We start from the raw sequence: 26,085 nt of genomic DNA on the forward strand, positions 1-26,085 counted from the left end.
CAGACAATAGTAGTCTGCCTACATGTAGATCAATCAGGTATTACCCGGAGGGTCAGGTGAGCTGCCCCAGGGGTGCGACGCTGATCCCTGCCCGCTCGCAGACCCAGTGTGGGTCGGGGCCGAGCTCCGGCTCGATCCGCAGTTCGTGATCGTGCAGGTCGTCGCAGGCGGTGCAGCGCGGCCACCGGACGCCCGAGTCGACCAGGCGGTCCTGGACGTCCTGCGCGACCAGGCCGGCGATGTGCTCGGCGCCGTCCGGCCACTGATCCAGCCACCACTGGCGGCCGGCGACGGCGTCCTCCAGCAGGGACACCATCGTCGCGTCGTTGAAACCGCGTGCGGCGAGGTCATGGAGGACCATCGCCCGCGCGGTCAGCAGCACCCCTGGCTCATTCATCGCCCTTCAGGGTGCCAGAACCCACCGACAAAACCCCGCCAGAGCCCCGCCGCACTTGAGGGGTGAACCTCCCGGCTTGCCCCTTTGCCCCATGCGTGCGGGGAGGGAACGGTGCGTTCGGGAGGTTCACCCCTCAAATGGTTCGAGGGTCAGGATGCGGGGTGGGGGCAGGTGGGGGTGGGGTCGATGCGGTTGGCGAGGCGGAGTTCGCGTTCCGCGGCGGTGCGCAGTACGGCGCCGACGCGGGCCCGGACCGCCCACGCGCGGCGCGGCGCGGGCTCGTCGTACGGCTGCTGGGGAGCGTTCGGGAGAGCCGACTGGCTGAGGCTGCGGGCGTTCTCGACCGCGGTGTTTCCGGGGGTGAAGTACGACATGGTTCTGCTCCCTCCTGAGAGCGTGGTTGATCGATCGGCGACCGGGTGCGGCCGTCGGAGACGTGTTTGATCAGCTCAGGTGCCGCAGTGGCCCTGAGGGGTGTGTGCGGTTGTCAGCGCTTCGGTGCCGGGCCGCTGCTCGAGCGGACGATCAGCTGGGTCGGCATCAGCAGTTGGCGCTCAGTGGTGGCGGGATCGAGCAGGATCCGGCCGACCGCGCGTCCTTTGTCCTTGATCGGCTGCCGGACCGTTGTCAGCCCGGCGCCCTCCGCGGCGGGGATGTCGTCGAATCCCGCCAGCGTCAGATCGCGACCCGGGGTCAGTCCCCGGACCTTCATCGCTTCCATCGCGCCGAGCGCCTGGACGTCGCTCAGCCCGACGATCGCCGTCGGCCGGTCCTGTGAGTCGAGCACGTACTCCGCTCCACGTAGCCCGGACGCGATCGCGTTGTGCCCGCCCGAGACGATCCGCAGCCGGGCATCGGGCATCGCCTTCTGCAGGCCCTGGATCCGCAGCTCGCAGTCGGTGTACCCGACCTCGTCGAGCGTCAGCTCCACCGGCCGGCCGCCGGCTGCCTGCGCGTTGTCCACCAGGACGACGACGTCGCGGTGCCCCAGCCGGGCCAGGTGCTCACCCAGTTGCGCGGCTGCCTCGACCTCGTCGATGGCCACCCAGGACAGGTCCGGGTGGTCGCCCCGATCGGTCGACACCGCGGGGATGCCGCGGTTGGCGAGGATCTCGAGCGCCGGGTTCCCGCTCGGCACGCAGAAGATCGCCGCCGCGTCGATCGCCGCCTGCTGTACGGCGTTGCTCCCGCTCGCAGGGTCCGTCGAACTCAGGGGCATCAGTAGCAGGCTGGTGGCGAACTCCTCGGCGACCTCCGCGAGACCGGCGAGGAAACCGACCGCGTACGGGTCCGAGAACGCGTACGCGAGCTTGTCGGTGAACAGCACCCCGACGGCCCCGGCCTTTCCGCTGCGCAGGGCGCGGGCGGAGGCGTCCGGACCGGCGTACCCGAGCTCCTGGGCGGCGGCCAGGATGCGCTCGCGGAGCGCGGCGGAGAGCTGGTCGGGCTTGTTGTAGGCGTTGGAGACCGTCGACGGTGACACACCGACGGCCTTCGCCACGGTCTTCAGTGTCACCCCGGCCATCCCGCACACCTCTTCTGTATCGTTCTTCTAAATCGTTCTAGAAAAACGATACAGAAGCCCGGCGGCGAGTGCAACACCAATTCCCGGCGGGTGCGAGAGGATAGCCCCCATGGGTTCGTTGCTGGAGATCATCGCGCTGCACCCGGCGGACGCCGAAGCGGCTCAGGAGGGTGGGGCGGACCGGCTGGAGCTGTGCGCCTCGATGGAGGCGGACGGGCTGTCCCCGTCGGTGTCGACGGTCAGTGCGATCCGGCGGGTCACCGACCTGCCGTTGCGGGTGATGCTGCGGCTGGAGAACTCCTTCACCACGGACGGCGCCGAGCTGAACCGGCTGACCGCGATGGCGCAGTCGTACCTCGCCGCCGGGGCGGACGGGTTCGTGCTGGGCTTCCTGACACCGGACAACCAGGTGGACGTCGACTCGGTGTCCGCACTGGTCAGCACCTTCGCCGGTACGCCGTGGACGTTCCACCGCGCGATCGACGCCGTACTCGAGCAGCAGCAGGCTTGGCGCGCACTGCGGACTCTGCCTGGGCTGGACTGTGTTCTGACTGCCGGCTCGTCCATCGGGGTCAGTCACGGGCTGGACGACCTGTGCAAGCTGGCCCGCGACGACTCTGCTGTTGCGGGCGTGATGATGGCCGGCGGTGGCCTCCAGCCGGAGCACGTCCCGTGGCTGTTCCAGAGCGGGGTACGCCGGTTCCACGTCGGTACGTCGGTCCGCCAGGACGGCTCGTGGACGAAGGCGTACGTGAACTCCCGTTTCGTCCGCTCCTGGCGCACTCTGCTCGACGCGCAGGACGCGCGCGGATGATCCTCATCGACCCACCCGCGTGGCCGGCCTGGGACCGGATCTGGTCGCACCTGGTCAGTGACGAGTCGCTCGAGGAGCTGCACGCCTTCGCGAAGGCGGCCGGCATTCCGGCGCGAGGCTTCGACCGGGACCACTACGACGTACCCAGTGATCGCTATGACGACCTGATCGCTGCTGGTGCGGTTCCCGTCTCCAGCAAAGAGCTGGTCAGCAGACTGATCGCTTCTGGTCTCAGACACAGGAAGAGGCCCTCAGCGGGCTGAGGGCCTCTCCGTTCCAGCCGTGTTCTGGTTCGTTCTAGTCGAGCAGTTCGGTCACCGTGCCGGCGGCGACCGTGTGGCCGCCCTCGCGGACGGCGAAGCCGAGGCCGACGTTCATCGCGATCGGCTTCTCCAGCTCCACGCCGAGCTCGATCGTGTCGCCGGGCATCACCAGGGAGATCTCACCCAGGTCGATCCCGCCGGACACGTCCGTCGTCCGGAAGTAGAACTGCGGCCGGTAGTCCGCGGCGAAAGGCGTGTGCCGGCCACCCTCGGCGGTGGACAGCGCGTGCAGGGTCGCCCGGAACTTCCGGTGCGGCTGCACGCTGCCCGGCAACGCCACCACCTGGCCACGGCGTACCTCGTCGCGCTTCACGCCACGCAGCAGCACCGCCGCGTTGTCGCCCGCGTCCGCGGACTCCAGCGACTTGCCGAACGTCTCCATCCCGATCGCCGTACTGCTGACCGTCGGGCCGAGGCCGACGACCTCGACCGCGTCGCCGAGCTTCAGCGATCCGCGCTCGACGGCACCGGTGACCACCGTGCCGCGACCGCTGATCGTGAGCACGTTCTCGATTGGCATCAGGAACGGCTCGCCGAGCTCGCGGTCCGGCACCGGCACGTAGTTGTCCACCGCGTCCAGCAGCTCGCCGATCGCACCGGTCCACTGCGGGTCACCCTCGAGTGCCTTCAGACCGGACACGCGCACGACCGGTACCTCGTCCCCCGGGAAGCCGTACTCCGAGAGGAGTTCACGGACCTCCAGTTCGACCAGGTCGAGCAGCTCCGGGTCATCGACGGTGTCCGCCTTGTTCAGCGCGACCACCAGGTACGGGACGCCCACCCGGCGCGCGAGCAGCACGTGCTCCCGCGTCTGCGGCATGGCGCCGTCCTGCGCGGAGACGACCAGGATCGCGGCGTCCACCTGGGCGGCGCCGGTGATCATGTTCTTCACGTAGTCGGCGTGCCCGGGCATGTCGACGTGCGCGTAGTGCCGGGTCGCGGTCTCGTACTCGACGTGCGAGATGTTGATCGTGATCCCGCGCTGCATCTCCTCCGGCGCACGGTCGATGCCGTCGAAGGCGACGAAGCGGTTCACACTCGGGTCGCGCTCCGCGAGCACCTTGGTGATCGCCGCGGTCAGCGTGGTCTTGCCGTGGTCGACGTGACCCATCGTCCCGATGTTGAGGTGCGGCTTGGTCCGCACGAACTGGCTCTTGGCCATGAGAATTCCTTTGCCTGTCAGAAGATTCGGTCTGAGCCAGGACCCTCCGGCAAGCCCTCGCAGCGCTGTCACCGCGTGGAGGGGGCCGGTTCGGGCCACCCTCCTCCGCGGGTCCTGCGAGGCAGGAGGAGGGTCAGCTTCGAGCGCCGGTGCAATCGACTGACGGGGCCCACGTGGGAGCGCCCGTCAGGCCGGTGCCTGACAGGTCGGACTCGAAAACCACGCGGAACATGCGGATCACGGTAGACAGTAACGCTGCCTACAGCAACGGAATTCCCCACCGCCGACGGCGGCGAAGGAAAGAAGACGATGATGAGCAGGGTGGGCGCTAGTTGAGCGCGAACAGCCGGGTGCCGTCGGAGAAGATCGGGCGCGCGGCGGCGACCGTGACGGCCGGCTGGTCGCAGGTGACCTCTTCGGACTTGGCGACCGGCTGGGCGTTCGGGCTCGGCAGGATCGCCCGCGGCTGGATGCCGGTGGTGCCGATCATGACGGGGGAGCAGCTGCCGTTGGCCTGCGGCATCAGCGTCACCACGCGCCCGTCCGGCAGCAGCCCGAACCCGTTGCGCGGGTACTCCGGCTCCTGCAGCTTCGGCGGCACCTGCAGGAGGTGGTGCCACTGCGGAGTCCCGTCTGCGGGGCTCGACGAGGACACGTCGTACGTCTGCGGCTGGCCGGGGTCGTCGCCGGTGCGGCAGGTGATGAGGACCAGAGAGGCGTGCGTGGCGGCCAGTTGGGCGTCGCAGGACGACGATCCGAGCCGTGGGCGCGGCGTGCCTGGTACCGGCGTCGTCCAGATGAGGCGGCCCTCACTGACATCCACCGACCACTGGTAGAGCGTTCCGCCGGCCGCACCGGTCCAGATGAGTCCCGACACCTCACGCGTGTCCGGTACGGCGACCAGGTCGCCGACCCACGTCGTCGGGTCCAGCTCCGAGCTCAGCTCGATCCGCGAGCCCAGGTCGACCTCCCAGCGCTGAGCGCCGGTCTGGAGATCCAGACCGCGGACAACGGCACCGTTCCCGGCGCACGCATCGACCACGACCGCCTGGTCGCCGACCAGCTCGCCCTGGGTCACGGTGCAACGCACCTGCGCCCGCCAATGCGTCGGGCTGCTCACGCCGTGCGCAACGACGTAGTTCCCTTCCGCCACGAGCAGCTGGTCCTGGTCGACCGCCAATGCGGTCCCGTCGGTGTCGACCTCGGTCAGCACCTTGCCGCTCACCGCATCCAGTACGGCGTACGTCGGCAGGTCGATGCCCGCCGGCTCGCGGTAGTCGGACCGCGGCAGATGCGCAGCGATCGTCCGCCCGTCCGGGGACACCAGCAGACCCTTCGCGCCGCTCGACGCGGCGTCCTGTACGTCGGCCCGCGAGTACCGCCAGCGGATCTGACCGGTGGCCGCGTCGGACATCACGACGCCGTCCGACCGCAGTTCGGCCACCCCACCCGCCGTACCGGTGATGGCGCCGGTGGCCGGGACCTCCCGGCTCCACGCCAGCGTCCCGTCGAGCTGGACGGGCAGCTGGGTCGGCTGGATCGTGGTGGTCGTGCTGACCGTGTTGGCGGTCTCCAGCCGGGCCTGCACGAACGGCTCACCGGCCGACACCACAACCCACGCCAGCAGTGCGCCGAACGCAGCCGTAGCGCCGACACCCAGCCAGCGCGGAGGAGCCTGTGCGTACGGCGGTGCCAACCGCAGCCGCCGCGCCAGCGCCAGCAAGGCACTGGCGAGCACCAGGGCCACGGAGGCGATCAGCAGGTACGGCCAGCGCTCCGACATCGCCGCGCCGGGCTGCGCGGCCGGCCAGCGCCACCAGCACACGCCGATGGCGACCATGCCGACCACGCCGAAGACGATCGCCGGGATGGTCACCAGCCGCTGCTGAGCACGCCGGAACCAGGCGCAGGTCAACGCGGCCGCTACCGCCGTACCGGCGATCGGTGCCCACACCGGGAAACCACCGACGTCGGACGGGTCGGCCGGCCACTTGGCGGCCGCGCCGAGGCCACGGCCGAGGAGGACCGAGGACGCCACGACCGCACCGAGGGCAGCACCGAAGTAGATGATCGGGATCAGCCCGCCGATCGGTCGGGCGGCCTTAGGGCCCAGGGACTCGACCTCCCGGGTCAGGTTGTCCCTGGCCGGTCGTTCCCATTCCTCGTGGCCGCGCGGTGTCGCATACAGCCGGGTCTCGCTCAGCGTCTGCAGGAACGACATCCGCCCGCGGGCGAAGTCCCGGTCGGCGACATGCTCGTACTCCTGCCGGATCCCGGCCGCGTACTCGTCGTACCGCTCCGCCGGCAGGCTGAGGATGCGCAGGTCGGCGTCGCAGAGCACGGCACCGTTGCGGTCGTCCGGGGCGCAGTCGTGCTTGGCGGTCAGGCGGACCAGCCGCCCGATCTCCGCGACCTGCTCGGCTTCCACGCCGTACGCCGCGAGTTCGAGCTCGGCCAGCTGCGCCGAGACCTCCTCGTTCTCGCCGGGGTCGGCCTGCGGGTCGTAGATCGCGTCGTGGAACCAGGCCGCCAGCCGGACGCTGTCCGCGTCGTCGGCGTACTCCGCCAGTTCGTCCACGGTCCGCAGTACCTCGGTCAGGTGCTGCTGGTTGTGATAGTGGCGATGTTGCTCTGCGTAACGAGCCAGCAGATCATCGCCCAACGGCTGCGCGTGCGGCAGCAGGCGATTCCACTGGTCGCGCAGGTCCATGGCTATGGAGTCTGGCACCGGTTGGGAGTCTCGGCCGACCCGATCCGGGCTTCCCTATAGGGTCGTGGCCAAAGCGATATCGGCTCGTCACCTGACCGCTTCACCAGCGGCGCGTGACAACGGATATTGCGGTGCAGATCACATTTCGGCTCTGGGAGGACGGTATGCGCTTCGGTCTGGTCGGGACGGGTCCGTGGGCGGGGCGGACGCACGGTCCAGGGCTCGTGGCGGCCGCCGGGGTCGAGCTGGCCGGAGTCTGGGGCCGGCACCCGGAGCGGACCGCCGCGCTGGCGGAGCAGCTAGGAGCCCCTGCGTACGACGACTACGCGGAGTTATTGGAGTCGGTCGACGCGGTCGCGTTCGCCGTACCGCCCAAGGTGCAGGCGGCGATGGCGCTGGAGGCGGCCGCGATCGGGAAGCACCTGCTGCTCGACAAGCCGGTCGCGGACTCGCTGGACGACGCCCGCGCGCTGGTCGAGGAGGTGGCGGACGAGGGCATCGCGTCGGTGGTCTTCCTCACCCAGCGGTTCGACCCACTGATGCGCACGTTCTTCGCGGACCTGGAGACCACCGGCGGCTGGAAGGGTGGCTGGAGCCGGATGCTGGCCGCGCTGGACCGGCCCGGCAACCCGACGGCCGACTCGCCCTGGCGGCGTGAGCAGTGGGGATCGCTCTGGGACGTCGGCCCGCACGCGCTGTCCAACCTGTCCGCCATGCTCGGCCCGATCGGTGAGCTGACCGCCGTGGGCGGTGCGGACGGTCTGATCCACATGGTCCTCACTCACGAGTCAGGCGCGACCAGCACCGCCAGCATCACCCTGTTCGCCCCACCAGCCGGCAGCAACTTCGAGACCGGCGTCTGGGGCGACTCCGGTACGGCGCTGCTCCCGGAACGCCGTACCGCCCCGGCCGACGCGCTCCGACTCGCTGCCGAGGAGCTGGTCACCGCCGCCGAGTCAGGCGAGTCCCATCCCATCGACGTCGCCTTCGGTACCCGAATCGTCGAGCTCCTCGCCACCGCCCAGCAACAGCTCAGCGGAGGGCGATGACGGACTCGGTGCCGGAGGCCAGGACGACGTTGCCGACGGCTCGGGGGTCGCGGCCGCACTGGATGCCGGTGGGTAGGCGGACCTGGCGGTAGCCGGCGCGGCTGATGATGTTGGCCATGCAGCCTGTGGCGCCGCGGCTCAGAGAAATGACGCGGCCGTCGGCCGTGACGGTGACCTTCACACGCGGGCTGACCGGCGCCTTGGTCTGCCAGGCGGTCAGGCCGGTGTTGGCGTCGATCGCCGTGACCACGCTGGTCCGGTTCTCCAGACTGCTCGGGCCGGGACAGTCGACGACGACCAGGTACTTGCCGGCCGCGTTGAGCAGCGTGCGGCAGGACCAGGTCCGCGGCACGTCCCAGCGCCAACGGATGTCACCGGTCCGCGGCTCGATCGCGGTCAGTGCCGCAGGTACGTCGGAGTCGCCGCCGGGCTCGGCCACGACCACCAGACCGGCCACGACCACCGGTCGGCGGTAGGTGTCCGTCGAGGTCCTGGTCCACAGCTTCTTGCCCGACTGCACGTCCAGTGCTGTCATCTGGTCGGGCCGGTCGTCGCAGGTGTGGCTGACGAACGTGAGCACGGTCTCGGCGGTCGCGACGGCCCCGAGAGAAGTGCAGTCGCCAGGCTCGTACGTCCACCGCTGGTGACCGGTCGGATCGACGCCGTGCAGCTTGCCGGAGCGTTCGGCGGTGAGCAGCGGCTGGGCCTGCAGGACGAAGCGGTCCCGGGTGTTGCCGGGCCAGGCGGCCTTGCGGTGACCGGTGTTCGCGTCGAGCAGGAGGTACCCGACGTCGGCGAACAGTGCGAGGACGTAGGCGCCGTTGTCGGTGGCCACGATGACTGGCTTCTCGTCGGAGTCGGACCGGCTGTAGCGCCAGCGCAGCTCGCCGGTGGCCGCGTCGAGCATCTCCACCACGCCGTTGGGTCGGGGGATCGCGATGCCGTAGCGGGTGCCGATCGCTTCTTCCGCGCCGGTTCCGACGACCGAGTCGCTGACCCAGGCCACCCCGCCGTCGAGAACGGACGGGACCGCCTTGCCGGCTTCCTGCGGTGATCCCTCGACCCGCTCGTTGGAGCTGAGCACATAGCTGCGCGACAACGGCTGGACGATCAGCAAAAGGATGAGGGCGACCACCGCCGGCACCGCGAGCCAGGCGAGCTGCTGGCCGAGGTTGCGGGCCGGCAGGTAGCGAGCGGTCTTCGTCCGGAGCAGCGAGGCGACCAGAGCGGATGTGCTGGCAAGGACGAGCAGGATCAGTGCGGAGATCAGCAGCGGCACACGAAGGCCGACGCCGACGGCCACGTTGGTCCGCGGCGCTTGGGCCCACGCGACGAGCAGTCCGGTCACCGCAATCGCCAGTACGGCGCCTGCGATGAGGCGGGCCCGTTGACTCGCACTGCGGGCACAACGGAACAGGACCGGTGCGCTGAAGAACGAGACGACGGCCAGGGCGACTGTCGGCCAGCCTGCCTCGTCCTGTGCGGCCGGGATCTGCCACGAGGCGCCGGACGCGGCGATGGCGACGACCGCGGCGGCGATCGCGGTGAAGGTGGCGGTCGCGGTCAGTGCGGCCTGTTGCCAACCACGCCACGGGGCCGGGAGCTCGCTGTCCAGTCCGGAGAGCTCGGACTCGAGGTTGAGGCGGGCCACCGGGCCGAGGCGCTGGCGGGCCAGTTGGGTCCGGTAGAGGTGCCCCGCGAGCAGCTCGCGAACTTCGTCGTACCGGTGCTCGAGTGCGGCCTTGCGGTCGCCGGCGTCGCGGCGTACCTCGGCGGTGTGGACGGCGTACCGGCTGGGGTCGGCGGCGAGGGTGGCGTTGACGGCGTCGAGCAGTACGTCGCCGTTCGCGTCCCGGCGTGGTGGCGCGTAGGCATCCGGTGGCGGGGCGGCGAGTTCGCCGGTGAGGCGGATCAGCCGGGCCACTTCGGCGATCCGGATCGACGGTACGCCGTACTCCGGGAGAAGCCGCTCGGCCAGGCGGGCGGAGGCTTCAGCGTCCTCGGCCGGAGTACCACCGGGCTCGTGGACGGCGCGGTGGAACCACGCCGCGAGCCGGACGCTGGTCGGGTCTGTGGACAGCTGGATCAGCGAGTCCAGGGCGGTGAGGACGGTGCCGAGATAGTGGTCGCGGTACGCGCGGCGGGTGCGTTCGACGTACCGGCCGACCAGTTCGTCGGCCAGCGAGGCAGACCCGGGCACCAGGTCGTCCCATCGCGCCCGCAGCTCCACCACTGCTTCAGTCTGCCAGCCGCACTTCTACAACCACCCCACGATCACCCCTACAGCACCTTGCGGTTGGTTACTGCTTGGCGGACAGGACGCCGGTGAGCAGGCCGGGGTAGAGAGCCTCCAGGTCGTCGCGGCGCAGGATGCTGATCCGCCGGGTGCCGTCGGTGTGCGTGGACAGCACGCCCGCCTCGCGCAGGATCTTCAGGTGGTGGGCCCGGGTGGACGCGGTGACCGGCAGCTCGATCTCGCCGCAGGCGACACCGGCCGGCTGGTCGGCGAGCGCGCGGACGATGGTCAGCCGGACCGGCTCGCCCAAGGCCTGCAGCACCGCCTCGACGCGGATCTCGGCCCGCTCCGGCTGCGGGAGAACTTTGGTCGCCATACAGCCATAGTACGACGCTTGTCGAAGTTCGATGATCTTCGTAGTACGATGACCGTCGAACTACTGATCCCCTGTCTCCGGAAGGTCATTCGATGTCCGCACGGATCTATTTGCTCGGCGCCGGTGCGTTCGCGGTCGGAACCAGCGCGTACGTCGTGTCCGGTGTGCTCCCGGACGTCAGCTCCGAGCTGCACGTCTCGCTGACCGCCGCGGGCCAGCTCGCCACCGCGTTCTCGCTGTCGTACGCGATCGGCGCGCCGATCCTGTCGACGCTGACCGGCCGGTGGGAGCGCCGTACGCTGCTGATCGCCGCACTGGTCCTGGCCGCGCTCGGCAACCTGATCGCCGCGCTGGCCGACAACTACCCGGTCCTGATCGCCGGTCGCGTCGTGGCCGCGTTCGGCGCCGCCGTGTACACCCCTGCCGCCACGCTGTTCGCCACCAGCCTGATGCCACCCGAGGAACGCGGCAGAGCCGTTGCGGTCGTGTTCGGCGGCTTGACGTTCGCCCTGGTCCTCGGAGTCCCGGCCGGCACGCTGCTGGGCCCGTCACTCGGGTACAAGGGCGTGTTCGCGCTCATCACCGCAGTCGCCGTACTGGTCGCCATCGCCGAGCGCGCCGCGCTCCCGAAGGTCGACGCGCCGCCAGTGGTCAGCCTGCGGGAACGCTTCGCCGGCGTCACCGACCGGCGGGTGCAGATCGTCCTCGCGATCACTGTGCTGGCAGTGCTGGCCGCGTTCAGCGTGTACATCTACATCGTCCCGCTGCTGAAGCACACCGCCGGCCTGACCGGCAGCGTCACCGGCCTGCTCCTTCTCCTGTACGGCGTGGGCGCTGTCATCGGCAACTTCCTCGGTGGGCGGATTACTGACCGTTTCGGCAGCCTGCGCACCCTGGTCGTCCTGATGATCGGTATCACCGCAGTCCTCGCCACGCTCGACCTGACGCTGACGACCGAGGTCGGTGCCGGTGTCGCTCTGGTGGTGTGGGGCATGCTGACCTGGGCGTTCAACCCTCCGATCCAGAACCTGCTGCTGGAGCTCGGCGGTGGTCTCCTGATCTCGCTCAACGCCTCCGCGATCTACCTGGGCGCCGGACTGTCGGCCGTTGTCGGCGGACTGGTCATCCAGGCCTTCGGCGTCGGCTACCTCCCGGTCCTGGCCTCGGCGCTGTCGCTGGTCGTGGTCGGCCTGGTCTACGTCCTCTGGCGGGACTCCTCCCTGCAGAAGGTGGAGGAGCTCGAGCGTGACGAGGACATCTACGTCACAGCGGTCGCTGACTAGTGTCCTGAGTCGGAGGAACCGGCCGTAGGGCAGGCTTCTGCCCATGCGTCTGCTTGCCGGTGTGCTGTTGCTCGTCTCGACTCTGACGGGCTCCAGCGACCCCACCGCGGTGGTCGACGGCTGGAAGACCTCACCGGTGTACGTCGATCCGACGCAGCGGTCCCTGGTCTCGGACAAGGACGCCACCGAGCTGGCGCAACGGGTGAACGGGCACGACCCGGCGATTCGCATCGCGGTCGTGCCCGCCGCCGTACTAGCGGCCGGTGACCAGAGCGCCGCGGCCCATACGTACGTCGATCAGCTGGTGGATGCTCAGAAGGCGGACGGCATCTACCTCGTCGTGTTCGGCGGAGCCATCAGCTGGGGGAGCGCGGTCGGCGTCGACACACCGATCGCGGAGATCCTGAACGACGAGCTCGGCAAGCACAGCCGGTCCGATCCGGTCGGGACACTCAACGGGGTGATGGACCAACTCGACGTACCGAAAGCCTCCAAGGGGACACCCGGGTGGCTGTGGCCGCTGGTGATCGTGCTGGTGCTTCTGGTCGCTGGTGGGTTCGGACTGCGCTGGTGGAGGTCGCGTCTGCGGAAGGACGCCGGACCGGCGCTGTACCGGCCGTCGTACGACGTGCTGCCGGACGAGGTGGACACGGTGGACGAGCGGCGGGCGGCTGCTCGTGAGGACGTCACGCGATTCGGTGAGGAACTGGATTCGGCCGACGTGCGTCTCGATGGCGTGGATACCGCAGCGGACGTCCAAGCAGCGATGGACGCGTACGCCGATGCCGGCCGTGTCGTCGACGGTGAACCCGGCGACGACAAGCTGCGGGAGGTCCGGGCCACGGTCGAGTACGGGCGCTGGCGGCTGGCGTGCGCGCAGACGAAGGTCGCCGGTACCCCCGCACCGGCCCGCCGGGCCACCTGCTTCTTCGACCCGGCGCACGGCATGTCCGTGACGGACTGGATGTACACGCCACCTGGCGGGCGGGCCCGGGAGATCCCGGTCTGCGGTTCCTGCCGCGATCGGCTCTCGGGAGGAGCACGATGAAACGCCTGCTCGCTGCATTCGCCGTCGTCGGGCTGTGGGTCCTGCCCGCGCTGCCCGCGCACGCGGCCACGGACCCCGCGGCGTACATGAACACCGTCGCCAGTCACCTCGGCGACCCCGGTGTGTACGTCGACCCGGGTGTCACGGAGCTGAGCGAGTCCGAGATCGCCGAGCTCGACGCCGCGGCGAAGAGCGCGGCCGCGCCGATCCGGATCGCAGTCATCCCGGCGTCCAAGATCAACACCTCCGGCAACGCGTACTACGTCGAGCTCGCCTGGGAAGGTGAGGAGATCGCCGACCAGCTGTACGACCGGGTCGGCGTCGAGGGCGTGTACGCCGTACTTGTCGACGCGGAGTCGGAGTCCGACGGGCGCGGCTTCCACGCGGTGCAGCGGGCCGACCACGGACCGACGTACTACGTGGGCGACGCGGTGGACGAGGCGGTCGACTGCTGCGCACCGAACTACGAGCCGATGCTGAAGCAGTTCATCCAGCGCGCGCAGATCGTGGACAAGCCGTTCTACGTCGACGCCGCGCCGTTCGCGGGTGGTGCGGCCGGCATCATCGGGCTCTGGTGCGCCGTGACCGGTCTCGGCGCTCGCCGGGAACGGCGGCGGGACGAGAAGAACCATCTCGAGGTCACCAGGCCGCTGCTGAACGAGGAGATCATCGCGCTCTCGCAGCAGGTCTCCGAGCTGCCGACGACCTCGGACCCGCAGCAGTCCAAGCTGTCCAAGGACGTCCTCGACACGGTCGAGAAGGCCCGGCACCGGCTGGACGCGGCCCAAGGGGACCGTGATGTCGAGGCGGTGACGACGCTGCTCGGTTCGGCGCGCTACGGGATGGTGTGTCTGGACGCCGTACGGGCCGGCAAGCCGATCCCCAAGCCGACCGCACCGTGCTTCTTCGACCCGCGGCACGGGCCGAGCACCGACCAGATCGAGTGGAAGCCCGACGACGGGGCGGCGCGTAACGTCGATGTGTGCGCGGCGTGCAAGCAGCGCGACGTCGACGATGCACAGCCGCAGATCCGGATGGTCACCAGAGTGGAGACGCCGCGCCCGTACTGGGAGTTCGGTGAGGACCTCGGAGCGTACGTCGATGGCTATTGGTCCCGCGGTGACGGCAGTGCCTGGTGGTTCCCGGACAGCGACTTCCGGCGGCGTGGCGAGGAGATGCGGTCGCGCTGGCACTCCCGCCGTCCGGGCAGCCGCTTCCGGCGGTTCGGCTCGAGCGTTGGCAGCACCATCGGTGACTGGGCGGCCTCGTCGAGCAGCGGCTCGGGCGACGACGGCGACAGCAGCTGGTACGGCGGATCGAACCGGCGCAGCTCGTGGTCGTCGCGGACCCGCTCCAGCGGAGGCGGTTCGTCCCGCCGCTCGTCCCGCCGCTCCGGTGGATCACGCGGCTTCTAGCACCACTGGAAGGTCTTCGTTGTGCAGGACGACCAGTGAGGTGACGGCACGCGTCAGACAGACGTAGAGCCGCCGGAGTCCGGTCCGCTCGTCGGCCTCACCGGCGACGATGCCGGCCGGCTCCACCAGCACCACATGGTCGAACTCGAGACCCTTGGCCAACGACGCCGGTACGACGTCCAGGTGCGCGTCCACGTCGTCCTCGTCACCGAGCACCGAGAACGGGACGCCCTCGCTCTCCAAGGTCTTGCGGGTCGCCGGCACCAGTGCGTCCGGGACGATCAGACCGATCGAGCCGGGCCGTTCCGACACCTCCCGAACCGCGTTGGTCGCAGCGGCGAGGCTGTCCGGTACGCGAGAGATGGTGAGCTCACCGCGCGCTCGCCGTACCGCTGTGGGTGGCTTGAGGTGCGGAGCGATCGTGGGAAGGAGACGGGCGGCGTACTCGATCACCTGACCGGGGACGCGGAAGCCGGCGGTCAGCTCCTCGGTGTGGGCGCCTGTCTTGCCCAGGTGCTTCAGTGCCTCGTCCCATGACGGCGTGGCCCACGGCGTGGTGCCCTGCGCGATGTCGCCGAGCACTGTCATCGAGCCGGTCGAGCAGCGGCGGCCGACGGCGCGCAGCTGCATCGCGGACAGGTCCTGTGCCTCGTCCAGGACGACGTGGCCGAGTGACGGCGTACGGTCGACCAGGTCGGCGATCTCGTCGATCAGAGTGGCGTCGGCGACCGACCACTTGGCCGCACCGGCCGATCGGGGCACCTTGTCCCAGATCAGCATCGCCTGCTCCTCCGCGGTGAGGATTCCGTCGGCGTACTCGGCCAGACGCTCCGGGTCGGTGAAGAGCTGGAAGAGCAGCTTCGCAGGGTCGACGGCCGGCCAGAGCGCGTCGGCGTACTGCTTCACCGGGCGGCTGCGGGCCACAGAGTCCTGCACGCGGTCGTCGGGGGAGTCGCCCGCCGCCTCCATCCGCAGCAGGACCGCGTGGGCCAGTCGCTGCGGCAGCATCGCCCGACCGGCGCCGTACCGGATGCCGCGGGTGCGCAGCTCGGTGACGAGCTCCTCGGCCTGGTACGTCGCCACGCGCCAGCGGTGCGCCCCGCGAGGCACGACGAGCGCCTCCTCGGGCAGCTTGATGTGCGACCACACGGCCCGGTGCAGTACCTCGGCCATCCGCGCGTCGCCCTTGAGTACGTCGACCGGCGCGGGCCCCGGCCCGGCGATCTTCACCCGGCCGACCAGCTCCTCGACCGTGGTCTGCTTCGCCTCGATCTCACCCAGCGCCGGCAGCACGTCCCCGATGTAGCGCAGGAAGCTCGCGTTCGGACCCACCACGAGCACACCGGCCCGGCTGAGCTGGTCCCGGTACGCATAGAGCAGGTACGCCGCCCTGTGCAGCCCGACCGCGGTCTTCCCGGTGCCGGGTGCTCCCTGCACGCAGATCGTGTCGTCGACGCCGGCCCGGACGATCACGTCCTGCTCCGGCTGGATCGTCGCCACGATGTCGCGCATCGGGCCGGAACGCGGACGCTCGATCTCGGCGTCCAGGATGTCGCTGTGCTGCTCGGCCGGACCGCCCGCGGTGAGGTCCTCGTCCTCGAACGCGGTCATCTCACCGTGCGTGAAGCCGAACCTCCGGCGTACCCCGACACCCATCGGCTCGGTCTTGCTGGCCCGGTAGAACGGCACCGAGATGTCGGCCCGCCAGTCCACCACCAGCGGCTCGCCGAGCGCGTCGTTCACGTGCCGGCGGCCGATGTGGAACGTCTCTTCGGTCGGCTCCAGGTAGTCCAGCCGCCCGAAGAACAGCGGGACGTCCGGGTCGTCCTCCAGCTCCTTCATCCGCCGGAAGATGGCGGCCTTCAGGAACTCCTGGTTGACCCGGTCCGCGCTGTGGATCTCCAGCGCGCCGGTCTTCTCCCGCATCACCGCCAGCGCGGCACGGGAGGTCTTCAGGTAGTCCTTCTCGGCCTGGAGGGTGTCGGACGTCTCGGGGGGCATGACTGAACCTCCAACAGCACAGCACAGCGGGTGGGGAGCCTGGCTACGTTACTTGAGCACCCTGCGCGGCGGAACCGAATTACGCGACTGCGGCCTGTCGGCGTGCAGCCCCTGCCGGAGCAGGAACGGCAGACTGGCCGCCAGCAGCACCAGCGCGACGATGCCGTCCAGCCAGTAGTGATTGGCGGTCACCACGACCACGCTGAACGTGATGATCGGGTGCAGCAGCCACAGCCAGCGCCAGCGCGACCGGGTGATCAGGATCATCGACAGCGCGATCAGCGCCGCCCATCCGACGTGCAGGCTCGGCATCGCGGCGAACTGGTTCACCGGTCCGCCGGCGTGGTCCGCGCCGTACACGGACTGACCGAACCGCAGACCGGTGTCGATGAAGCCCGGCATCATCCGCGGCGGCGCGAGCGGGTACGCGATGTGACCGATCAGCGCGAGTCCGGTGAGGGACACCAGCGTCCAGCGCACATGCGCGTACGCCTTCGGTCGCCAGATGCTCAGCCAGAGCAGTACGGCGGCGGTCAGTGGCGCGTGCACACTCGCGTAGTAGAGGTTCGCTCCCTGGACCAGATGCGGGAACTGCAGGGCCCAGTGCTGGATCGATGTCTCGCTCGGCAGGTGCAGCCAGTTCTGGAACGACAACACCTGGTGGGCATGATCGAACGCCGGCCCGGTGTGCCGCGCCGCTATCTGCCGTCCCGCACTGTAGACCAGGAACAGGGTGGCCAGCAGGACCGCTTCCCGGACCACCCTCCAGAAAACCTGGACCCCTCTTTGCTGGTCTTCCCCGCCCTGCCCCACCCGCTCCAGCGCCTGTATCCCCATACCGTTCGACGGTACTCCCAGTTCCCACAGGGTTTGCCCAGGCGCACCCCTGATGTTGCCCTGGGCAACCCCCGGTCGACCCGTCGTGACCCATTCGCGAACTGGCTGCGATCAGCCCTTCACGGCGCCGGTCAGAACGCCCTTCGCGAAGTGGCGCTGGAGGAACGGGTAGATCACCAGGATCGGCACGATCGACACCACCAGGATGGCCATCTGGATGGACGCCTGCGGTGGCAGTAGTTCGGTGCCGAGCTCGGCGCTGCCGAGTTGTGTGTCGTTGATGACGTAGGTCCGCAGTACCAGCTGCAACGGCCAGAGCTTGGAGTCGTTGAGGTAGAGCAATGCGGAGAAGAACGCGTTCCAGTACGCCACCGCGTAGAACAGGCCGATCACCGACAGCACCGCCTTCGACAGCGGCAGCACGATGTACGAGAACGTCTTCAACTCACCGGCGCCGTCGATCCGGGCGCTCTCCGTGATCTCGCTGGGCAGGTTCATGAAGAACGCCCGCAGTACGACGACGTTGAACGCGCTGATCATCGTCGGGACGATCAGCGCCCAGATGCTGTCCAGCAGCCCGGCGCCCTTCACCGTGAGGTACAGCGGGATGATGCCGGGGGAGAACAACATGCTGAACAGGACGATCAACAGGATCGGCCGGCCCGCCGAGAAGCCGGGCCGCGACAAGGCGTAGGCCAGCAGACACGACACGGTCAGGCTGAGCAGCGTGCCGACGATCGTCACGAAGATGCTGACGAACAGTGCCCGGGTGACCACGCCACCGGCGAACAGCGACTCGTACGCCGCGAAGTTGACCGACTTCGGGAACAGCACCAGGCCGCCGGACTCGTTGATCTGTTTGTTCGGCGCGACGCTGGTCGAGATCACCCCGACGAACGGGATGATCACGACCGCGCAGAAGACCAGCAGCACGAGGCCCTTGAAGACCCGCATCGGCCAGCCCGGCATCGGGACGCCTTGGACGATCTTCCTGCTCATCGCTGGTACACCCCTTGCTCGCCGAAGATGTGGGCGACCTTGTTCGCGGTCAGCACGAGGATCACGCCGACGACGCCCTTCACCAGACCCACCGCGGCCGCCACGCCCCAGGCCCCGCCGAGGACACCGTTGTTGTAGACGTAGGTGTCCAGTACTTCGCTGATGTCCCGGCCGACCGCCTGCTGCTGCAGGATGATCTGCTCGAACCCGACGGTCAGCGAGTCACCGAGCCGCAGGATGAACAGCAGGATGATGATCCCGCGCAGCCCGGGCAGCGTGACGTGCCAGAGCTGCCGCATCCGGCCGGCACCGTCCACACTCGCCGCCTCGTACAGCTGCGAGTCGATCTGGGACAGCGCGGCCAGGAACAGGATGGTGGCCCATCCGGTGTCCTTCCAGATGATCTGCGACGTCAGCAGCACATGGAACAGTTCGGAGTTGCCGATGATGTTGACCGTCGACAGGTCGTGTGAGCGCAGGTAGTTGTTCAGCAGACCGCTGCCGCCGAGCATCTGCTGGAACAGCGCGACCACGATCACCCAGGACATGAAGTGCGGCAGGTACAGGATGCTCTGCGCGATCCGTTTGATCCGCTCGGAGAACAACGAGTTCAGCAGCAGCGCGAGCAGGATCGGCGCCGGGAACACGAAGATCGACTGCAGGCTGGTGAGGATCAGCGTGTTCTTCAACGCCCGCAGGAACGCCGGATCGCCGTTGAAGATGACACCGAAGTTCTCCCAGCCCGACCAGTCGCTGCCGCCGATCCCGAGGAACGGCTGGTAGTCCTTGAACGCGATCACGTTGCCGAGCAACGGCACGTAGTGGAACACGATGATCAGCGCGACGCCCGGCAGGGCGAACAGCAGCAGCACGCGATCCCGCAGCAGCCGCCGGCCGAGGCTCAGCTGCTGCTGCGGACGCTTCGAGGAACGTTGCAGCATTACTTCCCTGCCGTGTCGGCGTGCGCCTGCTCGAGTTCGGCGCGGATCTTGTCGCCACCGGACGACTTCCAGGTCTGCACCGCGGCCGCCCAGTCCGACACCGGCTTCTTGCCCTGGACGATCTGGTTCTCCAGGTCGTCCAGCGTCTTCTTGAGCTGCGCCTGCTTCTTCGACGCCGTGTCGGAGTACAGCCCGTACGACGCGTCGTACACGAGCCGCTTGGCGACCTTCTGCTGGATCGCGTGCTGCTTCTGCGGGACGTCCGGCTTGCCGGCCCAGTACAGCGCCAGCGTCGAGTCGCTGATGTACTGCAGGCCGATGCCGGTCTCCACGGTGCCGGCCTTCGACGGGATCGGGTCCGTGCCCTGCAACGTGTAGTGCCGGCCCGCGACGCCGTACTTGCGGAACATGTACTCCTCGGTGCCGAACGGCGCGGCCATCCAGTTCGCGATCTTCAGCAGCGTCTCCGGCGAGTGCTTGGTGTCCTTGTTGAACGCCGTGACGTTGTTCAGCGCCGCACCCATCCACGGCGCACCGTCACCGCCGTCGAAACCCGGTACGTCGAGCATGTTCACCGCGAACGCGTCACCGGCGGTGTTGTCGGCGTAGTACTGGTTCCAGGCCACGAAGCTGTCGTAGTCGAACGCGGCGATGCCACCGTTGAACCACTGCTTGCGGGCGCTCGCCTTGTCGTTGAAGGCGTCCGGGTTCACCACGCCGGCGGCGACCATCTTGCGGCCGGCCTCGAGGGCCTGCTGCTGCGCCTCGTGCTCGTACATCGAGGTGAACTTGCCACCGTCCTCCTTCCAGACGTTCGGGATCCCGAGCATCATCCGGATCGTCGACATCGGCACCCGCGTCCAGGCCCACTTGTTCTGCTTGGCGGCGGTCATCTCCTTCGCCAGGTCGAAGAACTCCTGGAAGTTCTTCGGTGCCGGGTCCTTGATGCCCTTCGCCGCGAGCAGGTCCTCGCGGTACAGCGCGAGCGACGTACGGGACATGCCGCGCGGAACCGGCACGCCGTAGATCGCGCCGTTGAAGACGCAGCCCTTCCAGAACTCGGCCGGGAGGTTCGCCAGGAACGGGTACTTCCGCACCGCGTCGCCGGACAGGTGCTCGGTCAGGTCCAGGCACTTGGACTTCACCAGGCCCGGGATCTGCGGCGTGTCCGTCGGGATGTTCAGGATGTCCGGCAGGTCGCCGCCCGCGATCCGGGTCGCGAACTTGTCCTTGTACTCGTCGTTCGACGCCATGCTGATCTGCAGCTCGGAGCCGAGGCGCTTGTTCAGTTCCTGCCAGAACTGGTTCTTGTCGACGGCGGGCGGGATGGCGCCGGGGATGTTCGTCATGAACGTGATCGGCTTGCCGTCACCAGGAGCCTCGGCAATCGCCCGCACCGGGTTCGCCGGGTACTTCAGGAACCCGTCCAGCACCACGTCGGTGCCCGGCAGGTCCGGCTTGATCTCGCCGTACTTCGTGTACGTCGGCAGCTTCACCGCCGCGTTGGCGACCGCGGTGTTCTTCTTGTCCGACGCGCACCCCGCCAGCAGCGGCGTACCCGTGACCGCGACAGCGGCGGCGGCCAGACCGCCACCGAGGAATCTTCTTCTGCTGACCGGCATGAGGCCTCACTTCCATCGGAGGGCCACACCATGACATAGTACGTCCTATGTCTTCAAGAGTCGGCGCGCTGGAAACCGTCTTCGAATCCGGCGGCAGCGACTACCACACCTTCCGCATCCCGTCCGTCCTGGTGCGGGGCTCGCTGGTGCTCGCCTTCTGTGAGGGCCGCCTGCACGGGGCCGGCGACGCGGGCGAGATCGAGGTCGTACTGCGGCGCTCGCTCGACGGTGGACAGACCTGGCTGCCGCTGCAGGTGGTGTCCGCGGTGGAGGGCAAGACCTGTGGGAACCCGGTGCCGTTGTTCGATCCGGTCAGCGGTGACTTCGTGCTGATCACTGTGGAGAACGGCGCGCACGCGGTCGAGATGTCGTTGGCCCGCGGGACCGATCCCGAGTCGGGCCGGCGGGTGTTCGTGCAGCGGTCCTCCGACGACGGTGCGACCTGGAGTCCGAGCGTAGAGATCACCGCGCAGGTCAAACAGGCGGACTGGGGCTGGTATGCGACCGGCCCGTGTCACGGCATCACGCTGCGATCCGGGCGTCTCGTCGTACCGGCGAATCACTCTTATGTGCCGTCGGAGCCGGTGGAGGACCTGATCCGGCTGAACGGCGGGCACTGCATCTACAGCGACGACGGTGGTGTCACCTGGTCGATCGGATTCGTGGACCGCAACGACGGCGCCGAGATCAACGCCAATGAGACCACCGTGGCCGAGCTGCCCGATGGTCGGCTGTACTTCAACGCCCGCAACCACCAGGGCACTGGACCGGCCCGCGTGCACGCCTGGTCGTCCGACGGCGGTCAGACCCTCGACGCGCCGTACGTCGGGATTCCCGAGATCACCGCACCGGGGATCCAGGGGAGCGTGCTGTGCCTGCCGGACGGTCGCCTGCTGTTGTCGACTCCGGTCAACCCGTCCTCACGGCGGGAGCTGACCGTCTTCGTGTCCGAGGACTCCGGTGCGTCCTGGAAGCCGTCCCTGGTCGTGCACGAGTCCATGGCCGGGTACTCCGATCTGACGCTGCTGCCCGACGGCTCGGTCGGCATCTTCTACGAGGCCGGTGAGACGTCCTCGTTCGCGACCCTGCGCTTTGCCACATTCGACCTCTGAGGTTGGGAGACCCCTTGAGCACATCCGCCCATTTGACTGGCGTCGTACCGCCGCTCGTCACTCCGCTCACGCCCGAGTACGACGTCGACACCGCATCGCTGGCGCGGCTGATCCAGTACCAGTTGGCCGGGGGTGTCAACGGGGTGTTCGTGCTCGGCACCTCAGGTGAGGGCACGTTCCTGACCGACGAGCAGCGGCAGGTCGTACTGGAGACGACTGTCGCCGAGGTGGCCGGACAGGTACCAGTGCTGGCCGGCGTCATCGACACGTCGACCAATCGGGTTGCTGCACACGTGACCGCCGCTTTGAAGGCCGGTGTGGACGGACTGGTCGCCACAGCTCCGTTCTACGCCGCTACGCATCCTGCAGAGATCGAACGGCACTTCACTCGGTTGTCCACGCTGGCTGGGGACACGCCGCTCTACGCGTACGACATTCCGCCGCGGGCCGGTACGAAGCTGCCGTCGTCGTTGATGATCTCGTTGGGCGAGCAGGGCGTGATTGCTGGAGTGAAGGACTCCAGTGGTCAGGAGACTTCGCTGCGGCAGTTGGTGTTGTCGCGGCGGGAGGCGGGTCTGGAGGGCTTCGCTGTGATGACCGGGTCGGAGGTGACGGTCGACTCCGCGCTGGCGTTCGGGGTGGACGGCGTCGTACCCGGTCTGGGGAACGTGGATCCGGCCGGGTACGTGCGGTTGTTCAACGCCGCAGTGGCCGGTGACGCCGCAGCGGCGCGGGCCGAGCAGGACCGGTTGTTCCGCTTGTTCGAGATCATCAATGTGGCGGACCGGTCCCGGATGGGGGCGAGCTCGTCGGCGCTGGGTGCTTTCAAGGCCGGACTGTATTTGCTCGGGGTGATCGACTGCCCGATCACGGCGTACCCGTGTATTCCTTTGAATGACACGGAGATCGCCGCGCTCCGGCCCCTGCTGGACCGAGCCGGATTACACTGAGCGGTCCTAGACGAGGAGGCCGGCAGTGACAACGGGTGGGCTCAGCCGGGCACGTGGTGCGGCGGGGAATCAGTCCTTCATCCGGGATGCGATGAAGTCGTACATCCTGGAGCGCGGGTTGAAGGCAGGTGACCCGCTGCCCAACGAGCAGGAACTGATGGCCCAGCTGGGCGTCGGCCGGCACCCGCTGCGCGAGGCGATGAAGGCGCTGCAGGCGGTCGGCATCATCGAGATCCGGCACGGGTACGGCACGTACGTCGGCGAGGTGAACCTGCAGTCGCTCGAGGACGGTCTCGCGTTCCGCATGTCGCAGTCGATGGCGGGGGACCTCCGCGACGTACAGAACGTCCTGGAGGTCCGCCAGGCCATCGAGGTAGGGCTCGCCGACGACGTGGTCGAGCACTTCAAACAGCACGGCTACGACACCCTCGAGCCCATCGTCGAACGGATGGAAGCCAGGGCCGCCGAGGGCAAGTACTTCCCCGACGAGGACTGGGCCTTCCACCAGGCCCTCTACGAGCCCCTCGGCAACGCCCTCGTCATCGACCTCCTGTCCGTCTTCTGGCGAACCTTCGCCCAGGTAGACGCCCGCTTGCCCGGGGCCCGCTACACCCCCTCAGACGCCGCCGCCTGGCACCGAGACCTCCTCAACGCCCTCGAGTCCGCCAACCCCGACACCTACGCCCACTCCATGAAGTCCCACTTCAACGGCATCCACACCCGCCTGGACAGCTGACTGTCGTCTCTAGTCCGGCCACGGTCCGGCGTCGTCGGGGTCGACGCCGGCGAGTGCGGAGATCATTCGTTCGAGACCCCAGCCCGGGTCGAGGATCGGAACCTCACGCGTTCGCCAGCTGTAGCTGAGGTTCGCCACCTGTTCGGCGAGATCCACGTGGTCCTCCTCAGGGGCGAGCAGCGCCACGACGTGCTTGGGTGAACGGAAGTTGAAGTCGCCTACGTGGCGCCATTCTCGTTCCCACCAGAACTCCTTCCGGGTGCCGTTGGGTTTGCCCATTTGTTCGATGAACGGCGTGATGCGCAGGACGGACTGCTCCGCAAGGGCTTTGCGGTCGATGGTCCCATTGCTGTCGGTCGACTCGCCGACTGCGCGGCAGACCTGCTCACGGATCGGTTCGGTCAGCCAGTCATGTCCTCTGGTGATGTCGAGATACCAGACCGGATTGCAGCCTCTGCGCCGGCAGAACGGCTTGGTGAAGACAACGCCGTACCGCTGGAACGACTGCTTCCGGCCCTGGATGTCGCGCGCCATCATCCAGGTGTGTTCCAGCGGCGTCTCCGAGAAGCAGGCGACTCGCTGTGTGGCTGGTGTGGCCCTCAGATGTCGATCGAGATCGGCGGCCATGCCGAGAGCGGTTCGTGCCTCGATCATCTTGCTCTCTGCGATCGAGAGAAGGTTCTCCAAGGCGCTCTGGGCGGTGTCCTTGGTCAGGTGGACCAAGAAGGTGCCGAGGTCGGTACGCCGATGCAGTAGTTGCTCGATGCGGTCAGGCACGCGAGTGCTCCCCTCCTGCGCTGAACCCTCAGAAGGAGTGTTACTCACTCAGCGTGTGCACGCCGATTACCGCGTGTCGCCGAACCACTCTCCGTCGACCTTTGTTCTCAGGCGAAGAGGTTTTCGGCGTCGACGATGGTGTAGGCGTAGCCCTGTTCGGCGAGGAAGCGTTGGCGGTGGGCGGCGAATTCGGCGTCGATGGTGTCCCGCGCGACGATCGAGTAGAAGCGGGCGGTGCGGCCGTCGCCCTTGGGGCGGAGGACCCGGCCCAGCCGCTGTGCCTCTTCCTGGCGGGAGCCGAAGGTGCCGGAGACCTGGATGGCGACCGACGCCTCGGGGAGGTCGATGGAGAAGTTCGCGACCTTGCTGACCACCAGGCGGGTGATCTCGCCGTGCCGGAACGCGTCGAACAGGCGCTGGCGTTCGCGGACCGTGGTCTCGCCCTTGATCACCGGGCATTCCAACCGTTCGCCGAGCTCGTCCAGCTGATCGATGTACTGACCGATCACGAGCAGCGGCTCACCGGCGTGATGGTCGGCGATCCGTCGTACCAGCCGGGACTTCGCCGGGGTGGACGCGGCCAGGCGGTAGCGGTCCTCGGGCTCGGCGGTCGCGTACACGAACCGCTCGGTCTGCTCGAGGTCGACCCGCACCTCGATGCAGTCCGCCGGTGCGATCCAGCCCTGCGCCTCGATGTCCTTCCACGGCGCGTCGTACCGCTTCGGGCCGATCAGCGAGAACACGTCGCCCTCGCGGCCGTCCTCGCGGACCAGCGTCGCGGTCAGACCGAGCCGGCGGCGGGTCTGCAGGTCGGCGGTCATCCGGAAGATCGGCGCGGGCAGCAGGTGCACCTCGTCGTACACGATCAGGCCCCAGTCGCGGGCGTCGAACAGCTCCAGGTGCGTGTAGACACCCTTCCGCCGCGTCGTCATCACCTGGTACGTCGCGATGGTGACCGGCCGGATCTCCTTGCGCGCACCCGAGTACTCGCCGATCTCGTCCTCGGTGAGTGTGGTGCGGCGCAGCAGCTCGTCCTTCCACTGCCGCGCGGACACCGTGTTCGTGACCAGGATCAGCGTGGTCGCCGAGGCCTGAGCCATCGCGGCCGCGCCGACGATCGTCTTGCCGGCACCACAGGGGAGTACGACGACTCCTGAGCCGCCGTGCCAGAACGAGTCGGTCGCCTGCTCCTGGTACGGGCGCAGCTCCCAGCCGTCACGTACAAGGTCGATCTGGTGCGCCTCGCCGTCGACGTACCCGGCGAGGTCCTCCGCGGGCCAGCCGAGCTTCAGCAGGGTCTGCTTGAGGTGACCGCGCTCCGACGGGTGCACCAGGACGGTGTCGTCGTCGATCCGCGCGCCCAGCATCGGCTTCACCTTGTTGCTGCGCAGCACCTCTTCCAGCACCGGCCGGTCGGTCGTCACGAGCACCAGCCCGTGCTGCGGGTGCTTCTCGAGCCGCAGCCGCCCGTACCGGTCCAACGTCTCAGCGATGTCGACCAGCAGCGAGTGGGGGACCGGATAGCGGCTGTAGCGCAGCAGTACGTCGATCACCTGCTCCGCGTCGTGTCCCGCGGCGCGGGCGTTCCACAGTCCCAGCGGTGTCAGCCGATAGGTGTGCACATGCTCCGGCGCTCGCTCCAACTCCGCGAACGGTGCGATCGCCTTCCGGCAGTCATTCGCCTCCGCATGCGCGGTCTCCAACAACAGGGTCTTGTCCGACTGCACGATCAGTGGACCGTCTGTCACCAACAGCTCCTATCCTCGCCCCGA

The 26,085-nt window shown here is 68.5% G+C and carries 23 protein-coding genes; 9 read left to right on the forward strand and 14 right to left on the reverse strand.

The window, feature by feature from the left end:
- Positions 1–52: 52 nt before the first annotated feature.
- From ACFYRH_RS39110 to ACFYRH_RS39120, 3 genes are all read right to left on the reverse strand, one after another.
- Positions 53–397, reverse strand: coding sequence for a hypothetical protein (locus ACFYRH_RS39110; RefSeq protein WP_387785623.1), 345 nt, complete (start codon positions 395–397; stop codon positions 53–55).
- A gap of 149 nt (positions 398–546) precedes the next feature.
- Entirely contained in the window at positions 547–771 is a 225-nt protein-coding gene (locus ACFYRH_RS39115) for a hypothetical protein (RefSeq protein WP_387785626.1), read from the reverse strand.
- A gap of 113 nt (positions 772–884) precedes the next feature.
- Positions 885–1,922, reverse strand: coding sequence for a LacI family DNA-binding transcriptional regulator (locus tag ACFYRH_RS39120; RefSeq protein ID WP_387785628.1), 1,038 nt, complete (start codon positions 1,920–1,922; stop codon positions 885–887).
- Between the two features lie 109 nt (positions 1,923–2,031).
- Here ACFYRH_RS39120 and ACFYRH_RS39125 point away from each other — a divergent pair, with 109 nt between their 5' ends.
- Positions 2,032–2,736 (forward strand): copper homeostasis protein CutC, encoded by a 705-nt coding sequence (locus ACFYRH_RS39125; RefSeq protein WP_387785631.1) that lies wholly within the window; start codon positions 2,032–2,034, stop codon positions 2,734–2,736.
- The gene (locus ACFYRH_RS39130) at positions 2,733–2,999 is read left to right on the forward strand and encodes a DUF4031 domain-containing protein (protein ID WP_387785633.1); all 267 of its coding nucleotides are present in this window, start codon (positions 2,733–2,735) and stop codon (positions 2,997–2,999) included. Before ACFYRH_RS39125 ends, ACFYRH_RS39130 begins: the two co-directional genes overlap by 4 nt.
- A 34-nt stretch (positions 3,000–3,033) precedes the next feature.
- Here ACFYRH_RS39130 and tuf read toward each other — a convergent pair whose 3' ends face one another.
- Positions 3,034–4,221 (reverse strand): elongation factor Tu, encoded by a 1,188-nt coding sequence (gene tuf / locus ACFYRH_RS39135; protein ID WP_387785635.1) that lies wholly within the window; start codon positions 4,219–4,221, stop codon positions 3,034–3,036.
- Between the two features lie 328 nt (positions 4,222–4,549).
- Entirely contained in the window at positions 4,550–6,931 is a 2,382-nt protein-coding gene (locus ACFYRH_RS39140) for a hypothetical protein (RefSeq protein WP_387785637.1), read from the reverse strand.
- Between the two features lie 131 nt (positions 6,932–7,062).
- On the opposite strand from ACFYRH_RS39140, the gene ACFYRH_RS39145 reads away from it, so the two are divergent.
- Positions 7,063–7,980, forward strand: coding sequence for a Gfo/Idh/MocA family protein (locus ACFYRH_RS39145; RefSeq protein ID WP_387785640.1), 918 nt, complete (start codon positions 7,063–7,065; stop codon positions 7,978–7,980).
- On the opposite strand, the gene ACFYRH_RS39150 is transcribed toward ACFYRH_RS39145, so the two are convergent.
- Positions 7,964–10,213 (reverse strand): PQQ-binding-like beta-propeller repeat protein, encoded by a 2,250-nt coding sequence (locus ACFYRH_RS39150; RefSeq protein WP_387785642.1) that lies wholly within the window; start codon positions 10,211–10,213, stop codon positions 7,964–7,966. The genes ACFYRH_RS39145 and ACFYRH_RS39150 overlap by 17 nt on opposite strands.
- A 67-nt stretch (positions 10,214–10,280) precedes the next feature.
- Positions 10,281–10,592, reverse strand: coding sequence for an ArsR/SmtB family transcription factor (locus ACFYRH_RS39155; RefSeq protein WP_387785643.1), 312 nt, complete (start codon positions 10,590–10,592; stop codon positions 10,281–10,283).
- 92 nt (positions 10,593–10,684) lie between these two features.
- Between ACFYRH_RS39155 and ACFYRH_RS39160 the strand changes: the two genes are divergently transcribed.
- From ACFYRH_RS39160 to ACFYRH_RS39170, 3 genes are read left to right on the forward strand one after another with little or no spacing between them, the layout of a single operon-like run.
- Positions 10,685–11,875, forward strand: a complete 1,191-nt coding sequence (locus ACFYRH_RS39160; protein ID WP_387785646.1) for an MFS transporter — start codon at positions 10,685–10,687, stop codon at positions 11,873–11,875.
- Positions 11,876–11,918: 43 nt separating this feature from the next.
- Positions 11,919–12,923: a hypothetical protein gene (locus tag ACFYRH_RS39165; protein ID WP_387785648.1), complete on the forward strand. Its 1,005-nt coding sequence runs from the start codon at positions 11,919–11,921 to the stop codon at positions 12,921–12,923.
- The gene (locus ACFYRH_RS39170) at positions 12,920–14,338 is read left to right on the forward strand and encodes a hypothetical protein (protein ID WP_387785649.1); all 1,419 of its coding nucleotides are present in this window, start codon (positions 12,920–12,922) and stop codon (positions 14,336–14,338) included. The genes ACFYRH_RS39165 and ACFYRH_RS39170 overlap by 4 nt, the downstream gene beginning before the upstream one ends.
- Here the strand turns inward: ACFYRH_RS39170 and ACFYRH_RS39175 are convergent.
- The 5 genes from ACFYRH_RS39175 to ACFYRH_RS39195 all read right to left on the reverse strand — a co-directional run bounded on the left by ACFYRH_RS39175 (position 14,324) and on the right by ACFYRH_RS39195 (position 20,738).
- Positions 14,324–16,339, reverse strand: a complete 2,016-nt coding sequence (locus ACFYRH_RS39175; protein ID WP_387785651.1) for a HelD family protein — start codon at positions 16,337–16,339, stop codon at positions 14,324–14,326. The two genes, ACFYRH_RS39170 and ACFYRH_RS39175, sit on opposite strands and share 15 nt — an antisense overlap.
- Before the next feature lie 48 nt (positions 16,340–16,387).
- The gene (locus tag ACFYRH_RS39180; RefSeq protein WP_387785652.1) at positions 16,388–17,101 is read right to left on the reverse strand and encodes a phosphatase PAP2 family protein; all 714 of its coding nucleotides are present in this window, start codon (positions 17,099–17,101) and stop codon (positions 16,388–16,390) included.
- 186 nt (positions 17,102–17,287) lie between these two features.
- Positions 17,288–18,175, reverse strand: a complete 888-nt coding sequence (locus ACFYRH_RS39185) for a carbohydrate ABC transporter permease (protein ID WP_387785654.1) — start codon at positions 18,173–18,175, stop codon at positions 17,288–17,290.
- Positions 18,172–19,116 carry an ABC transporter permease subunit gene (locus ACFYRH_RS39190; RefSeq protein WP_387785657.1) on the reverse strand — a complete coding sequence of 315 codons (945 nt, stop codon included), beginning with the start codon at positions 19,114–19,116 and terminating at the stop codon, positions 18,172–18,174. Before ACFYRH_RS39190 ends, ACFYRH_RS39185 begins: the two co-directional genes overlap by 4 nt.
- Entirely contained in the window at positions 19,116–20,738 is a 1,623-nt protein-coding gene (locus ACFYRH_RS39195) for an ABC transporter substrate-binding protein (protein WP_387785660.1), read from the reverse strand. Before ACFYRH_RS39195 ends, ACFYRH_RS39190 begins: the two co-directional genes overlap by 1 nt.
- A gap of 47 nt (positions 20,739–20,785) precedes the next feature.
- Between ACFYRH_RS39195 and ACFYRH_RS39200 the strand changes: the two genes are divergently transcribed.
- The 3 genes from ACFYRH_RS39200 to ACFYRH_RS39210 are packed head-to-tail and all read left to right on the forward strand — an operon-like array spanning position 20,786 to position 23,536.
- On the forward strand, positions 20,786–21,850 hold the full coding sequence (locus ACFYRH_RS39200; RefSeq protein WP_387785663.1) for an exo-alpha-sialidase: 1,065 nt from the start codon (positions 20,786–20,788) through the stop codon (positions 21,848–21,850).
- Between the two features lie 14 nt (positions 21,851–21,864).
- The gene (locus ACFYRH_RS39205) at positions 21,865–22,800 is read left to right on the forward strand and encodes a dihydrodipicolinate synthase family protein (protein WP_387785665.1); all 936 of its coding nucleotides are present in this window, start codon (positions 21,865–21,867) and stop codon (positions 22,798–22,800) included.
- A 25-nt stretch (positions 22,801–22,825) separates the two neighbouring features.
- The gene (locus tag ACFYRH_RS39210) at positions 22,826–23,536 is read left to right on the forward strand and encodes a FadR/GntR family transcriptional regulator (protein ID WP_387785667.1); all 711 of its coding nucleotides are present in this window, start codon (positions 22,826–22,828) and stop codon (positions 23,534–23,536) included.
- 9 nt (positions 23,537–23,545) lie between these two features.
- Here ACFYRH_RS39210 and ACFYRH_RS39215 read toward each other — a convergent pair whose 3' ends face one another.
- A complete protein-coding gene (locus ACFYRH_RS39215) occupies positions 23,546–24,313 on the reverse strand; it encodes an abortive infection system antitoxin AbiGi family protein (protein ID WP_387785669.1) in 768 nt (255 codons plus the stop codon).
- Positions 24,314–24,420: 107 nt separating this feature from the next.
- Entirely contained in the window at positions 24,421–26,061 is a 1,641-nt protein-coding gene (locus tag ACFYRH_RS39220) for a DNA repair helicase XPB (protein WP_387785670.1), read from the reverse strand.
- Positions 26,062–26,085 lie beyond the last annotated feature (24 nt).

It is taken from the genome of Kribbella sp. NPDC004875, assembly GCF_042873375.1.
Taxonomy (GTDB): Bacteria; Actinomycetota; Actinomycetes; order Propionibacteriales; family Kribbellaceae; genus Kribbella.

Coding starts and splice junctions, on each gene's coding strand:
- ACFYRH_RS39110 (WP_387785623.1), bottom strand. CDS start 397: ATGAATGAGCCAGGGGTGCTGCTGACCGCGCGGGCGATGGTCCTCCAT.
- ACFYRH_RS39115 (WP_387785626.1), bottom strand. CDS start 771: ATGTCGTACTTCACCCCCGGAAACACCGCGGTCGAGAACGCCCGCAGC.
- ACFYRH_RS39120 (WP_387785628.1), bottom strand. CDS start 1,922: ATGGCCGGGGTGACACTGAAGACCGTGGCGAAGGCCGTCGGTGTGTCA.
- ACFYRH_RS39125 (WP_387785631.1), top strand. CDS start 2,032: ATGGGTTCGTTGCTGGAGATCATCGCGCTGCACCCGGCGGACGCCGAA.
- ACFYRH_RS39130 (WP_387785633.1), top strand. CDS start 2,733: ATGATCCTCATCGACCCACCCGCGTGGCCGGCCTGGGACCGGATCTGG.
- tuf (WP_387785635.1), bottom strand. CDS start 4,221: ATGGCCAAGAGCCAGTTCGTGCGGACCAAGCCGCACCTCAACATCGGG.
- ACFYRH_RS39140 (WP_387785637.1), bottom strand. CDS start 6,931: ATGGACCTGCGCGACCAGTGGAATCGCCTGCTGCCGCACGCGCAGCCG.
- ACFYRH_RS39155 (WP_387785643.1), bottom strand. CDS start 10,592: ATGGCGACCAAAGTTCTCCCGCAGCCGGAGCGGGCCGAGATCCGCGTC.
- ACFYRH_RS39160 (WP_387785646.1), top strand. CDS start 10,685: ATGTCCGCACGGATCTATTTGCTCGGCGCCGGTGCGTTCGCGGTCGGA.
- ACFYRH_RS39165 (WP_387785648.1), top strand. CDS start 11,919: ATGCGTCTGCTTGCCGGTGTGCTGTTGCTCGTCTCGACTCTGACGGGC.
- ACFYRH_RS39170 (WP_387785649.1), top strand. CDS start 12,920: ATGAAACGCCTGCTCGCTGCATTCGCCGTCGTCGGGCTGTGGGTCCTG.
- ACFYRH_RS39175 (WP_387785651.1), bottom strand. CDS start 16,339: ATGCCCCCCGAGACGTCCGACACCCTCCAGGCCGAGAAGGACTACCTG.
- ACFYRH_RS39185 (WP_387785654.1), bottom strand. CDS start 18,175: ATGAGCAGGAAGATCGTCCAAGGCGTCCCGATGCCGGGCTGGCCGATG.
- ACFYRH_RS39190 (WP_387785657.1), bottom strand. CDS start 19,116: ATGCTGCAACGTTCCTCGAAGCGTCCGCAGCAGCAGCTGAGCCTCGGC.
- ACFYRH_RS39195 (WP_387785660.1), bottom strand. CDS start 20,738: ATGCCGGTCAGCAGAAGAAGATTCCTCGGTGGCGGTCTGGCCGCCGCC.
- ACFYRH_RS39200 (WP_387785663.1), top strand. CDS start 20,786: ATGTCTTCAAGAGTCGGCGCGCTGGAAACCGTCTTCGAATCCGGCGGC.